The following is a 13,735-nucleotide window of genomic DNA, read 5'->3' as shown; positions in this document are numbered from 1 at the left end:
GCGGCGAGAGAGTGGGGGACCGGTCAGCCCAGCGAGGCGCTCGCCGTACGCAACTCGTCCAGGGATGCCAAGGCGTACCCGGCGAGGTCGTCCTTGGCGTCGTGGTCGCCCTCGGACCATTCGGCGTATCCCCGTTTGAACGCCAGGATGCCCAGCTCGCCCGCGACGGCCGCGATCGGCTCGGGTACGCCGCGGGCCACCAGAGCGCTGGTCACCGCGGCCGCGAGGCTGACGCTCTTGAGAGCGTCACGCTCTTGGAGTTCGGCGCTGGCGGCAATGGCAGCCTTGAGCCGGGGGGCGAGCTCGCGGTTCATGGGGCCCATCGCGCTTGAGGCGCGCGCAAGACCCGCAGCGACCGCGTCGAGCGGGCCGGCCTGACCGGGCGCCTCGGCGATCCCCTCGGTCAGCAGCCGGATCAGCGTCTCCTGCCCGGCCGCCAGCAGCTCGCGCTTGTCGGGGAAGTGCCGGAAGAAGGTGCTCTTGGTGACTCCGGCGCGCTCGGCGATCTGCGCGACTGTCGTGGCGTCGTATCCCTGCTCGGTGAACAGATCCACGGCAGCCACGACGAGGCGTTCGCGTGCGCCTGGTTCCCATCGTCCCATGCGGCCATCATATGTGATGGGACTCTTGTCGCATCATCTTGCTAGAGTGATGCGACAAGAGTCCCATCACTTCGGGAGAGTCTCATGCGCGTTTTTGTCACCGGCGGCACCGGTCTGATCGGTTCCGCCGTCGTCGCCGAACTGCTCGGCAACGGCCACACCGTCCTCGCGCTCGCCCGCTCCGACGCTTCTGCGCTGGCTGCCGGGGCGGCGGGGGCCGAGCCGCTCCGCGGAGCTCTCGCCGACCTGGACGTCCTGCGTGCCGGAGCCGAACAGGCCGACGGCGTGATCCACCTGGCGTTCAGTAACGACTTCAGCAGCCCCGATGCCCTCGCCAGGGCGGTTGCCGAGGAAAGTGCCGCCCTCGCCGCCCTCAGTGAGGAACTCGTCGGCAGCGGCCGCCCCTTCGTCACCGTCTCGGGTACCCCCTATGCGCCGGGTCGTGCCTCCACCGAGGCGGACCCGCTGCCCACCGACGGGCCCGTCGGTGGCCGTGGTCGCGCGGTCGCGGCGGCGTTGGATCTGGCTTCGCGCGGAGTCCGGACCACGGCGGTCCGCCTGCCGCGCACAGTGCACCACCAGGGTGGGGGCGGGTTCGCCGGGATGCTGACCGGCATCGCGCGCCGGACCGGAGTCTCCGGGTACCCGGGCGACGGCACGCAGCGCTGGCCGGCCGTCCACGCGCTCGACGCTGCCGTCCTCTTCCGGCTCGCCCTGGAGCAGGCGCCGGCGGGGAGTTCCTGGCACGCCGTGGCCGACGAGGGGGACAAGGTGAGCGACATCGCCGCGGTGATCGGCCGACGGCTGGGCCTGCCGGTCGAGCCGGTGCCGTCGGAGACCTACGGCCCTCTCGGTCCGATCTTCGCGACGGACCAGCCCTCGTCCAGCACCACCACCCGGGGGGCGCTCGGCTGGGAACCGAAGCAGCCCAGCCTTCTGGAGGACCTGGAGAACATCCAGCCCTGACGTGTGTCCGGGAGGGCGGGCGGACCGACTGCCGGCAGCGGGTCCGCCTGTCCGCGTCACCCGTGGTCGGCGGTCCCGGCACGGTCCTCCTCGCCGGGCTCGACGGGGAGTTGGCGTCGAAGCCGGGCAAATCGGCTCCTGCGGCCAACTGGATTGACGGAGCGGTGCCTGGAAGGGAAGATCGCCTGCTGACAACGTTGTCACAGGAAGGATCGCGATGAGAGCGTGGAAACGCGTGTTCGCCACCGTGTTGCTCGCCACCACGGTGGCCGCGGCATCCGCCACCTCCGGCGTCGCAGACGCCAGGGGGCGGGGACCGCAGTTCGCCGATGACCCCACCACGCTGGTCGACACGTCGATCGGCAACAACGGTGACGGGACTACTTTTCCGGGCGCCTCCGTCCCGTTCGGCATGGTGCAGCTGAGTCCGGACACGCAGCTCAACCAGTACGCCTCTTACGACTACAAGCAGGACACGATCCTCGGCTTCAGCCATACGCACCTCTCGGGCGTCGGCTGCCAGACGATGGGCAACTTCCGGTTCATGCCGACGACGGGTCCTGTCACGTCGTCCGACCCGGCGCAGTACGCCGCGAAGTTCAGTCACGACAACGAGACCCGCGCGCCGGGGTACTACGGGGTGAAGCTCGACAACGGTATCCAGGCCGAGCTCTCCGCGACGCAGCGAACCGGCCAGCACCGCTACACGTACCCCGCCGGATCAGGCTCCGAGAACGTGCTCATCGAGACCGGTGAGAGCAATGGCAGTACCTATGCCGGCGACGTCCACGTGGTCGGCAAGGACACCGTCGAAGGCTGGCTCCAGGGCGGCAACTTCTGCGGTGAGACCGGGAAGGAGCGCTACCGGATCTATTTCAGTGCCAAGTTCGACCGGAAGTTCTCCAGCTTCGGCACCTGGACCGACGGCACCCTCACCCCGAACCAGCGCGACGCGTCCCGCGGGACCAAGCGCGCCGGTGCGTGGGTGACGTTCGACCCGGCCAAGGGCGCCAAGGTCGGTACGTCGGTGGGGCTCTCCTACACCTCGATCGGCGGCGCGCGCCTCAACCGCAAGGCGGAGCAGCCGAAGTCGTTCGACAAGGCCCGCACCGCCGCGCACCACACCTGGCAGGAGGAGCTGAACCGGATGCGTGTGGCCGGCGGCAGCACCGCCGATCAGCGCACGTACTACAGCGCGCTCTACCACTCGCTGCTGCATCCGTCGGTCGGATCCGATGTGGACAACCGCTACCGCGGTTTCGACGACCGGGTGCACCGCGCGGATTCCACGTACTACCAGATGTTCTCGCTGTGGGACACCTACCGCTCGCAGAACCAGCTCGTGGACCTGCTGAACCCGGACAAGGCCACTGATATGGCCAAATCCGTTCTGCACATCTACCAGGACGGTGGCTGGCTGCCCCGCTGGGCGCTCGGCAACAGCGAGACGAACGTGATGAGCGGTGACCCCGTCACTCCGTGGATCGTCGACATCTACAACCGCGGCCTGCTCGACAAACGCACCGCGCGCGGGCTCTTCGGCGCGCTGTGGAAGAACGCCGGGGAAGTCCCCGCGGACCAGTCGCTCTTCCGTGGCCGTGACGGCAACCCCTCGTACGTCAAGAACGGCTGGGTCGGCTACCAGAACCTGCCCGGCTACAAGTACGGCGACAGCCGCCAGGCGGGCTCGGCCACGCTTGAGTACACGCTCGCCGACTGCGCGCTGTCCACGATGGCCGGCGGCCTCGGCTACAAGGACAAGGCCGCCACGCTCGCCTCGCGCTGCGACAACTTCACCAAGCTGTGGGACCCCACCGTCACTTCGCAGGGATTCTCCGGATTCCCGGTCACGAGGAACACGGACGGCACTGTCGCCGGTGACCCCGATCCCGCACAGGCCGGCGCGTTCCACGAGGGCACCGCGTGGCAGTACGAATGGCTCGCGCAGCAGGACCCGCAGACCCTCTTCGGACTCATGGGCGGCACGTCACAGGCCGAGCAGCGGCTCGACAAGTTCTTCGACATGCCGACCGTGCTCACCGATCCGGCGAAGGCCGCTTCGGACTCGTGGGTGACCGGCGCGTACGACTATCACAACAACTTCGCCTTCAACCCCAACAACGAGCCCGACTTCCACGCGCCGTGGATGTACACATGGACGGGCGCGCCGTGGAAGACCTCCGCCGTGCTGCGCGCGATGCGCACGCTGTTCACGGACAACGTGTACGGGATGCCCGGCAACGACGACCTCGGTGCCACCTCGTCGCTGCTCGTCTTCGCCATGGCCGGCATCTTCGAGCCCCAGCCCGGCTCCGCCACGTACGTGATCACCGCGCCCATGTTCGAGAAGGTCGAGATCCGGCCCGAACACGGCCGGACGATCAGCATCGTCGCCCCGGGCGCCGACGCGTCGAAGCTCCAGTACGTGTCCTCCGTGGACACCGGCAAGGGCAAGCTGCGCCAGAGCTGGCTGTCCCACGCTTCCCTGCTCCACTCCGGCACGATCAGGATCAAACTGGCCGACAAGCCGACGAGTTGGGGCGTCGACGCGGCCCCGCCCGCGATGGCCAGGCCCTGAGGCCGGGGGTGCGGCCTCTCTCGCGAGGGGCCGCACCCCGTTGAAGCCCGGTCAGGTGCGTCTCCTGGCCGACGGCACAGGCCGGGGCCGGACGGGGGCGTTGTCCCCCGGCCTCGTCGCCCTCGGCGCGGGGGAGCGCCGGGGGTCAGCCGGCGGTGTGGGTGATGCGCATCAAGTGCGGCGCCTGCGCGGCCGGTTCGGGCAGGCGCAGCGGCGAGAGGCCCGGGGTGATGCTGCCCAGCAGCGTGGCCCGGCGTGCGCCGGTGCCCGACGGGAGGGTGCCAGGCAGACCGTTGACGGTGAGGAAGCCCAGTACGGCGAAGGCGAGGGCCTCCTTGGCGTCGGAGGGCAGCCCCAGATCATCACTGAGCTGTACGGGCACGCCGGACAGTTCCTCGGCGATCATGCGCATCAGTACGGGGTTGCGGGTTCCGCCTCCGGAGACGACGAGACTGGTGACCCCGTAGGCGCGGCAGGGGTCGGCCACGGTGACGGCGGTCAGTCTGGCCAGGGTGGCCAGGACGTCGTCGGCGGGCGTGGGGACCGCGTCCAGCGCCCGTTGCAGGTAGGGAAGGTGGAAGTGCTCCTTACCCGTGCTCTTGGGGGCGGGCCTGCGGTAGTAGGCGTCGTCCAGGAGCACCCGGAGCAGCTCGGGGCTGGTCCGGCCGGCCGCGGCCCTGCGTCCGTCCTCGTCATAGGCGGCGGCGCCGCCGGTGAAGTGCCGCACCGCCGCGTCCAGCAGCGCGTTGGCCGGGCCGGTGTCGAAGGCCAGCGTCTGCGCGCCGGGCACGAGGACGGTGACGTTGGCGATGCCACCGAGGTTCAGTGCCGCGGGTGTGCCGGGCAGGGCGCGCAGCAGCAGGGTGTCGGTCATGCCCACCAGCGGGGCCCCCTGTCCGCCGGCGGCCACGTCCCGGCTGCGAAGGTCGGAGACGACAGGGACACCGGTGGCCTCGGCGATCCAGGCCGGCTGACCGAGTTGGAGTGTGCCGCGGACAGCTCCGTCCTCGACCCAGTGGTGCATGGTCTGGCCGTGCGAGACCACCAGGTCCGCCACGCCGTCGCACAGCTCGCCCAGAGCGCGCTCGGCCGCGGCGGCGAATGCCTGGCCGATTCCCGTGTCCAGGGCGCAGATGGCCTCCGCGGTCGTGGCGGCGGGTGGCAGGGTGGCGGCGATCAGGTCCCGCAGATCCTCCGGGTAGGGGATCGAGAGGTGGCCCAGGTGGCGCAGGACCAGGGTGTCGCCGTCCAGGCGGAGGTCGGCGGCGGCGGCCTCGATGGCGTCGTACGAGGTGCCTGACATCAAGCCGATCACACGCATGGTGCCTCCCGGTCCGCATTCCGCGACGTGAGCAGGGCTGGCTGGAGCTGTGGCATGTCTTCTTTCCGGGGGAGCTTTCGGTCGGGGAGGGCGGGTACGTCTTCCGTCACTCCCCGCCCACGGGCGCCTCGACACGGTCGGTACGGGGCTCCGGCGTGGGGTCGGTCTGCGTGGACGCCGGGGGGCGGTGGAACAGGCTCATCAGGGCGCCGACGGCCAGGGTGACCACCACGCCCGCCGGCACCAGCCACTGGGCTGCGACCGCCGTCGGGACGGTGACGCCGCCCACAGTCACATCGATCTTCACACCGCGGACGATGTACGTCATGACGCCGAGCGTCACCAGGAAGGCCACGATGGAGTCGGTCTCGTTGGCGCGCCGGACGATCCGCCCGAGCAGGAAGGCACCGAGCAGCGCGCCGTAGGTGTACCCCGCGATGGTCAGGCCGGTGAGGTAGACGTTCCCTGTGCTGGTGCTGAAGACACAGGCGAAGACCGCCATCAGCACCGCCCACACCAAGGTCATCAGCCGGGCGAGCCTGAGCAGGAACTCCTCGGAAGGAGTGCTGCGGAAGAAGCTGTGGATGATGTCGGCGACGGTCGAGTTCGACATGGAGTTCAGTGCCGACGAGAGCGAGCCCATGGCGGCTCCGATGATCCCGGCGACGAGCAGGCCGGAGATCACCACGGGCAGGCCGTGCAGGATGAAACTCGGGTAGAGGTTGTCGGAGCTGCTGAGGCCGAGCTGCTGGAAGCTCTTGCCCCGGTTGTAGGACCACAGCAGGGCGCCGACAAGGGAGAAGGCGGCGAACTGCACGGTGACGAAGACACCGGAGGCGATCATGGCCTTCTGGCCGTCTCGCAGTGACCGGGTGGCCAGGATGCGCTGGACGATCAGCTGGTCGGAACCGTGGCTGGCCATCGCGAAGATGGCGCCGCCGATGATCGCGGTCGGCAGTGCGAACGGACTCGTGAGGATGTGTGCCAGGTCGAAGTCCGTGTCGAAGAGCTTGAAGTGACCCGTGTGCAGGGCGCGTGAGAAGCCGTTGCCCCCGACGTGTGCGGACAGCACGACGATGGCGAGGATGGCGCCGCCCAGGTACAGGCCCATCTGGATGGTGTCGGTCCAGATGACGGCCTTGATGCCGCCGAGGTAGGTGTAGACGACGGTGATCACCGTGAGCACGATGATGATGGTGCGGAAGCTCGTGTGCATGCCGAGCTCGTCGAGCAGCAGCTTGATGGGGATCGCGGAGGCGAACAGCCTGACCCCCTCGGCGAGAAGCCGCGTGAAGACGAAGGTGACCGAGGCGAGACCCTGCAGTTTCAGCCCGAAACGGCTTCCCAGGTACTGGTAGGCGCTGACGAAGCCGCCACGTTTGTACAGGGGGATCAGCACGGTGGCCACGACAACCCGGCCGATCACATAGCCGATGGCCAGTTCGACGTTGCCGAAGCCCTGACCGCTGTACGCGCCACCGGGCACGCTGATGACGGTGAGCACACTGGTCTCGGTGGCCACCACGGAGAACGAGACTGTCCACCACGGCATGTGGCTGTCACCGACGAAGTAGTCCTTCGCCGATCTCTGCCTGCCTGCCAGGCGCAGTCCGATCGCGGAGATCGCCACCAGGTAGATGACGATCACCACGAGGTCGAGTTGGCGCACGCTCACTCCTAGGCGAGGGCCGGCGATGACACCGGCGGGGTGGGGTCCGTGGGGAGACTGTCGTCAGGGTGCGGACGGCGTGGGGTTCCGGGCCGGGTCCGCAGTGCCGCGTCGCCCGGCGTGCGGGTTCGCGGCATCCGGTGCGTGCCGGGCCCCGTCACCGCCACTGTTGCTGTCATACGGCACCACACCCTCGTGTCTCCGGGATCCGTTGGACGGGACGGTCACAGGACGGCCGAAAGGGCGGTGACCGGCGCAGATCTCGGTGCAGCGAGTATCGGAAGGCGAGGCTCCACATGTCAATAAGTAACGTAGAGAAAGTTGGTGGGTAAATTTTTGACGCGCCGTCGAGTGGTGGCTACCGTGTCACCCACCTGCTCAGGAGGGACGGCCCATGGCCCGCCATGAACCACCGCGCACGCCCCCTCGTCCGGCGGAGGACGCCTCCTCCGCCGACACGCTGGCGCGCATCCGTGCGGCGCTGCCGTCCCTTGCGCCTTCGGAGCGGCGCGTGGCCGAGGCTGTCCTGGCCGATCCCGCACAGGCCTCGGAGCTGTCCATCGGCGTGCTCGGCGAGCGGGCCAACACCTCGGTGGCGACCGTCATGCGCTTCTGCCGGACCCTGGGGATCGGCAGCTACCCCCAGCTGCGCCTCGCGTTGGCCGCTGCCGCGGCCCGGGAGCGCGCCCTCGGGGGCGAACGCCCGGCGCCGGGCACCGACATCAGCGCGACCGACAGCCTCGACGAGATCGTCAGCAAGATCATCTACAACGAAGTGCGCGCCCTGGAGGACTCGGCGGCCGGTCTGGACGTGGAGATGCTGGGCCGTGCGGTGGACGCAGTGGCGGGGGCCCGGCGGATCGACATCTTCGGCGTGGGCGCCAGCGCCTTCGTCGGCCAGGACATGCACCAGAAGTTGCACCGTATCGGCCACATGGCGTTCATCTGGACCGACCGGCACGCAGCCCTGACCGCGGCGGCCCTGCTCGGGCCGGGTGACGTGGCCCTGGCCATCTCCCACTCCGGCGAGACCGAGGACACCGTGGAGCCCCTGCAGGCCGCCGGGGAGCGGGGCGCCATCACGATCGCCCTGACCAACGATCCGCGCTCCACCCTCGCCGAGAACGCCGGCCTCGTCCTGACGACCTGCGCTCGGGAGACCCCCTTCCGGTCCGGGGCGACCGTCAGCCGTATCGCCCAACTCGCCATCGTAGACTGTCTGTTCGTCGGTGTGGCTCAGCGTTCTTTCGACGCCACGACCGTGGCGCTCCAGGAGACCTACGGGGTGGTCCAGCGCCGCAGGCACCGGCACCCGCAGCGCCGCACGCAGGCCGACGACTGACGGCCGCCGGCTCCGTTCCTCCCCGCACTGTCCGAAGGAGCAGCCGCGCCGTGGCGGCTCGGCGCTCTCGGCCAGGACCCGTGCCGGCCAGGACCCGTGCCGGCCAGGACCTGTGCCGGCCAGGACCTGTGCCGATCAGAGCCCGTGCCGACCAGGACAAGGACCAGTGCCGATCGGACCACCGAAACAGCGTCGCCTGTCAGGCCCCCCGGACCGTTCCCGGTCGATGAGCGTGCGGCCGCCCGGGGTGGCATTCCCACGTCGGGCCGTCCGTTCATCTTGCTCAGGGGTACGGCGGTGCTCAGCCCCGGGTCACCCAGTCCGGCACCCAAGTCCCGGCGGCGTCGTGCGCGGCCGTCGTGGCGAGGTAGGCCCGCAGGGTGGCCAGCGCTGGGTGGGGGTTGTCTCGGTGCCAGACGAGTGAGTGCGGATAGACGGGCGTCGGGTCGGTCACCGGGATGCGGCGCAGCCCGTGGCCGGCGGGCCAGACGAGGCGGGTCTGCTTGCCCATGAAGGTGGCCAGGGCCGGGGTGTCGGCGATGGTGTCGAGAAGCGCGTCGGAGCCGAAGTTGGGGCCGGTCGCCTCGATGGAGAGGCCGAATTCCGCGACGAGGTCGTCGTAGTAGGCGGCCCACTCGGTACCGGGGACAATGCCGGGCATCCAGATCCGGTGCCCGGCGAGCTGGGCGAGGGGCACCGACCGTGCGCTCGCCAGCGCGTGGGCGGGGCCGGTGAGGAGCTGGAGCGGTTCGTCGAGCACCCGGACGGACTCGACGTCCGCTGGAAGGGGGCGGCCGGGTTCGGCGACGGCACGGAAGGACGCGTCGATGGCGCTGGACCGGATGGCGGCGACGGCCGTCTCGATGTCGAACAGCATCACCACGTCGAGGTCGACCTCGGGGTGTGCGCGGTGGAATCCGCGGAGCAGACCGGCCGCGGCGCCCCGCGATGCGATCACGTCGACGCGGAGCGGCCGGCGGCCGGCGTGCACGGACGCCACCGCGCGCTCGGCGACGCGCAACAGTTCGCGCGCGTGGGGCAGGAAGGCCTGCCCGTCGATCGTGACCTCGACGCCGCGCGCGGTGCGGGTGAACAGCCGCACGCCGAGACTGCGTTCCAGCGCGGCGATCCGTTTGGAGACGGCCTGCTGGGTGACCGCCAGCTGGGCGGCAGCCTCCTGGAACTGCCCCGTGTCAGCGGCGGCGATGAAGGTCCGGACGGTGTCGAGGTCCATGCCGACACTCTAGGGGAACAACTGTTGGTTGTGGCCGGGATGGTCTTGCGCCTGCCTGATCACCAGGGCGTAGCACCCAGGGCGATGCCCTGGGTCCCGTACCGGTTGTGCGGATCGGTGGCCAGGGGCGCTGGGCAGCGGCCAAGCGGACAGCCGGTCGGGTGCTGGCAGGGGCAGGGGCAGGGGCAGCCGATCGGACTCTGCTGGGCCGGGCCGGCGTGCCCGGCCCAGTGGCTCATCCGCTTTGACGCATACCGGTTGAGCGCCGGGAGAGCGCGCTTCGCCTCCGGTCCGGACCGCCACTGCCGCAGATCTCCGGGGCGCTGTCCCCCTCGGTCCGCACCCTCTTCTTCACCCTCCTGCGACCACGTCCGGATGGTTCGGCCCACCGATGCCGACCCGCCCTCTGCCTCGGTCAGCTGCCGGTGGCAGGAAGTGGCCGCCCATCCAGCGTCGCGGCCAGGGCCTGTCTCCTCGATCGGAGCGGCCAGTCCGGCGCCATCACTCACGCATGCTGACCCGGACCGTACCGGGGAGGCGTACTCCGTGCCGCAACCCGGAACGGCCTTCCGGCTCTGGCCGCACTGTGCGTGGCCCGTGCCCTCTTCGAGCGGTCCGGCTCCGTCGCCGATGTTCCGGCCGGTTTCCCGGAGCCTCCTGCGGGGCTGCCGGCTCCTGACAGCAGCGAGACGGTGTGCTCGTGTCCGGCTGGCCGCAGCAGCGCGGACAGCGAGCCCTTGACTGTCATGCCAGTTTCCGCGCCGGCTTCGCTCACTGCCCGTGAGCGCAGTCAGGGCCTGGGTTCCGCGCGACACCGATGACGTCGTCGAGCCGGTCGCGCACGGCGAGCAGGTCGGTGATCCGCTGGTCGATGAGTGCGCGTTCGGCCGTCAGCCGGTCCAGCAGGCCGGGGGGTACCGCGCCCGTGTCCACGCACGGCAGGACCTCACGGACTGTGGTGCTTGCCAGGCCCGCGGCGTACAGCTGCTGGATGAGCCTGACACGTTCGACGGCGGAGTCGGGGTAGTGCCGCTGGCCGCCGGCGCTGCGGTCGGCGGGGAGCAACTGCTGTTCCCCGTAGTAGCGCAGGGCTCTCACGCTCACTCCCGCTCGCTCGGCAACCTCACCGATCCGCACCTGTCCTCCTTCGGCCGCGTGTTCCGGCTTGTCGATTTGCACCTCACGTCAACGTCAGGTTCTAGAGTAGCGGGCACCGAAGGAACACGTCATTTCGGCCAACAAAGGTAAGGCAGGACACTATGCGTGCAGTTCGCTTCCACGAGTACGGCGGCGTGGACAACCTGGTGATCGAGCATGCGCCCGATCCTCATCCCGGTCCTGGCGAGATCCGTGTCCGGGTCGCGGCGGCCGGCGTCAACCCCATCGACTGGAAGCTGCGCGCCGGCGCCCTGCGCCAGTTCCTTCCTCTGGAGTTGCCTGCCATTCCCGGTCGTGACGCCGTTGGCGTCGTCGACGAGATCGGTGACGGCGTGGCGGGAGTGAGCACCGGTGACCGTGTCTTCGGGCTGACTGGTGTCACCGGGGCCACCGCCGAGCTGGTCGTTCTCTCGGCCTGGGCCCCCGCCCCCGCCCAGTGGAGCGATGAGCAGGCCGCAGGGGCTGGTCTCGCTTCGGTGACCGCGATGGGTGGACTGAGCGCGCTCGGCTCTCTTGAGGGGCGCACCCTGCTCATCGAGGGCGCGGCCGGAGGCGTGGGCAGTGCCGCTGTCGAGATCGCTGTGGCGCAGGGAGCCACTGTGATCGGGACAGCGAGCGAACGCAACCACGATTTCCTCACCTCGCTGGGCGCCACCCCCACGACGTACGGCCCGGGACTCGCACAGCGCCTCGCCGCGCTGGCTCCGCGCGGCGTCGACATCGTCCTCGACACCGCGGCCTCCGGCTCCCTGGACGACCTCGTCGCGATCACGGGCGACCCGACGCGGGTCGCGACAGTCGCCGACCACGCGCGGGGGGAGCGTCTGGGCACGCATGTGGTCAACGCGGAGAACGACTCGGCCCTCCTGTCCGCAGCGGCAGAACTGGGCCGGGAAGGCCGCTACACACCCCGCATCGAAGAGAGCTACCCCCTGGAGAGGCTCGCCGACGCCCACACGCAGGCTGAGCGTGGCCGCACACGCGGCAAGATCGTCATCTCCATCTGAAGCGAACGTGCGGCCCGGATACGTCAATCACCACGTGTACCGGGGGTTGAACGCGGCTTCGGCGTCGGGCGCCGCCAGGAACTCGAAGGCACACCGCCGAGGTCCGCTTCGCCGGCTCTCTCCCCGCCGGCCAGGTCACCCCGGTCGCCATCGCGGGCCATGGCCGAAGCCGGTATCGACGTCACCGCCGCCGCCCCGGGTCCACCGGCCGGAAGCGCTCGCCTTGTGTCCGGCCTCATTCCGCGTTACTTTCGATACGCAACCGTAGCGTAGCGAAAGTGGGGGTCGGAGTGGCAAGCGCATCCAGTGGCTCGCGGGCCGAGGACACAGGCGGGCTGTCCGTCATGGGGCGGCCGCGTGACACCAGCCGTGGCCTGGCCATCCTTGAGGCGACACTGTCGCTGCTGACCGAGGTGGGTTACGAGCAGCTGTCCATGGAGGCGGTCGCGAGTCGCTCCGGGTCGGCGAAGACGACGATCTACCGGCGCTACCGCGACAAGGCCGCGCTGGTCGCCGCCGCGGTCGAGCACCGCGCCCGCACAACGCCGCCCGCGCTCGCTGCGGACACCCTTCGGGAGAACCTGCTCGGGCTCGTCTCCTGGCTGGCCCGGCAGATCGCCGAGCAGGAGGTGGGCCTGCTCGGGGCGCTGTTCGCCGGGATGCGCAGCGACGCGCGGCTCGCGGAGGAGATGCGCCGCATCCTGCGCCGCGACGAGGCCGCGATGACCGACGAGCCACTGCGCAGGGCGATCCGGCATGGAGAGCGGCTGGCCCCCCGCGCCGCGGAGCTCTTCGCCGAGGTTGCCCCGGCGGTGATCGTGCACCGCATCGTGATCGCGGGGGAGTCGTGCGACGAATCGTTCGTCGAACACCTCGTCGACGACATCCTGCTGCCGCTCCTGCACACCCACTGACCCCAGCCCGCACCCACGCGCCGAGCGCGCGGCGGGAACGAAAGGACCCCCCTCATGATCGTCGTCACCGGTGCGACCGGCGCACTCAACGGCGCCACCGTCGAACACCTCCTGAAGCGCATGCCCGCCGAGCAGATCGGAGTCAGCGTCCGCGACACCGCCAGGGCGCGGCACTTCGCCGACCGCGGGGTACGGGTGCGCCAGGGTTCCTACGAGGATCCGGCCGCCCTGTGGCACTCCTTCGAGGGCGCCGAGCAGGTCCTGCTCGTCTCCTCCAACGATCCGCACGCCGACGCGGTCGCGCTGCACCGCGCCGGTATTGACGCCGCCGTCGCAGCGGGAGCCCGGCGCATCCTCTACACCAGCCACCAGGGGGCCGGCGCGGACAGCCCCTTCCGCCCGGCACGCGACCATGCCGCCACCGAGCAGCTCCTCGCCGACTCCGGTGTCGCCTGGACCGCGATGCGCAACGGCTTCTACGCCCACAGCCTGGGCTGGCTGCTGGGCCCCTGGCAGCAGGCCGGCACCATCACCGCCCCGGCCGACGGCCCCGTCTCGTGGACCGACCGCGCGGATGCCGCCGAAGCGGCAGCCGTCATCCTCGCAGGTGACCGCGGCTTCGACGGACCGGTCACGCTGACGGCCCGCCAGGCCGTGACGTTCGACGACGTCGCCGCCCTGGCCTCCAAGACGACCGGCCGTGACATCACGCGCAGCACGCTGGACGACGAGGAGTGGATCGCGGCCAAGGTCGCCGCCGGAACCCCGGAAGCGATGGCGCGGATGACGCTCACCACCTTCCTGGCCGCCCGCGAGGGCCGCTTCGCCGGAGTCGAGCCGTTGCTCGCTGATCTCCTCGGCCGCGCGCCCCGGACCGTCGCCGACCAGCTCGCGGCGGACACCGACGCCGCCTGAACGAGGGGGCTGAGGTCGCGTTCATCAGC

Annotated in this window: 11 protein-coding genes; 6 read left to right on the top strand and 5 right to left on the bottom strand. The window is 70.3% G+C overall.

Going from position 1 to position 13,735, the window contains the following annotated elements; all coding sequences use genetic code 11:
* Positions 1 to 23: 23 nt before the first annotated feature.
* Positions 24 to 602 carry a TetR/AcrR family transcriptional regulator gene (locus OG917_RS01820; protein ID WP_328315709.1) on the bottom strand — a complete coding sequence of 193 codons (579 nt, stop codon included), beginning with the start codon at positions 600 to 602 and terminating at the stop codon, positions 24 to 26.
* A gap of 84 nt (positions 603 to 686) precedes the next feature.
* On the opposite strand from OG917_RS01820, the gene OG917_RS01815 reads away from it, so the two are divergent.
* Positions 687 to 1,568, top strand: coding sequence for an SDR family oxidoreductase (locus OG917_RS01815; protein ID WP_328315708.1), 882 nt, complete (start codon positions 687 to 689; stop codon positions 1,566 to 1,568).
* 217 nt (positions 1,569 to 1,785) lie between these two features.
* Positions 1,786 to 4,146 (top strand): GH92 family glycosyl hydrolase, encoded by a 2,361-nt coding sequence (locus tag OG917_RS01810; protein WP_328315707.1) that lies wholly within the window; start codon positions 1,786 to 1,788, stop codon positions 4,144 to 4,146.
* A gap of 145 nt (positions 4,147 to 4,291) precedes the next feature.
* Here the strand turns inward: OG917_RS01810 and OG917_RS01805 are convergent, their stop codons facing one another.
* A complete protein-coding gene (locus tag OG917_RS01805) occupies positions 4,292 to 5,467 on the bottom strand; it encodes an anhydro-N-acetylmuramic acid kinase (protein ID WP_328315706.1) in 1,176 nt (391 codons plus the stop codon).
* Between the two features lie 106 nt (positions 5,468 to 5,573).
* Positions 5,574 to 7,136: a sodium:solute symporter gene (locus OG917_RS01800; RefSeq protein ID WP_328315705.1), complete on the bottom strand. Its 1,563-nt coding sequence runs from the start codon at positions 7,134 to 7,136 to the stop codon at positions 5,574 to 5,576.
* 394 nt (positions 7,137 to 7,530) lie between these two features.
* Here OG917_RS01800 and OG917_RS01795 point away from each other — a divergent pair, with 394 nt between their 5' ends.
* Positions 7,531 to 8,478 carry a MurR/RpiR family transcriptional regulator gene (locus tag OG917_RS01795; protein WP_328315704.1) on the top strand — a complete coding sequence of 316 codons (948 nt, stop codon included), beginning with the start codon at positions 7,531 to 7,533 and terminating at the stop codon, positions 8,476 to 8,478.
* A 301-nt stretch (positions 8,479 to 8,779) separates the two neighbouring features.
* On the opposite strand, the gene OG917_RS01790 is transcribed toward OG917_RS01795, so the two are convergent.
* Positions 8,780 to 9,712 carry a LysR family transcriptional regulator gene (locus tag OG917_RS01790; protein WP_328315703.1) on the bottom strand — a complete coding sequence of 311 codons (933 nt, stop codon included), beginning with the start codon at positions 9,710 to 9,712 and terminating at the stop codon, positions 8,780 to 8,782.
* A 771-nt stretch (positions 9,713 to 10,483) separates the two neighbouring features.
* Positions 10,484 to 10,849, bottom strand: coding sequence for a MerR family transcriptional regulator (locus OG917_RS01785; RefSeq protein ID WP_328321594.1), 366 nt, complete (start codon positions 10,847 to 10,849; stop codon positions 10,484 to 10,486).
* 122 nt (positions 10,850 to 10,971) lie between these two features.
* On the opposite strand from OG917_RS01785, the gene OG917_RS01780 reads away from it, so the two are divergent.
* The 3 genes from OG917_RS01780 (at position 10,972) to OG917_RS01770 (ending at position 13,706) form a co-directional block, all read left to right on the top strand.
* Positions 10,972 to 11,877, top strand: a complete 906-nt coding sequence (locus tag OG917_RS01780) for an NADP-dependent oxidoreductase (protein ID WP_328315702.1) — start codon at positions 10,972 to 10,974, stop codon at positions 11,875 to 11,877.
* A 290-nt stretch (positions 11,878 to 12,167) separates the two neighbouring features.
* Positions 12,168 to 12,791: a TetR/AcrR family transcriptional regulator gene (locus OG917_RS01775; protein ID WP_328315701.1), complete on the top strand. Its 624-nt coding sequence runs from the start codon at positions 12,168 to 12,170 to the stop codon at positions 12,789 to 12,791.
* 54 nt (positions 12,792 to 12,845) lie between these two features.
* Entirely contained in the window at positions 12,846 to 13,706 is an 861-nt protein-coding gene (locus tag OG917_RS01770; protein ID WP_328315700.1) for an NmrA family NAD(P)-binding protein, read from the top strand.
* Positions 13,707 to 13,735: the final 29 nt, after the last annotated feature.

The organism is Streptomyces sp. NBC_00388 (assembly GCF_036061255.1).
Taxonomy (GTDB): Bacteria; Actinomycetota; Actinomycetes; order Streptomycetales; family Streptomycetaceae; genus Streptomyces.
The sequence above is the reverse complement of the archived record's forward strand: the minus strand, read 5'-3'. Positions and strand labels throughout refer to the sequence as shown.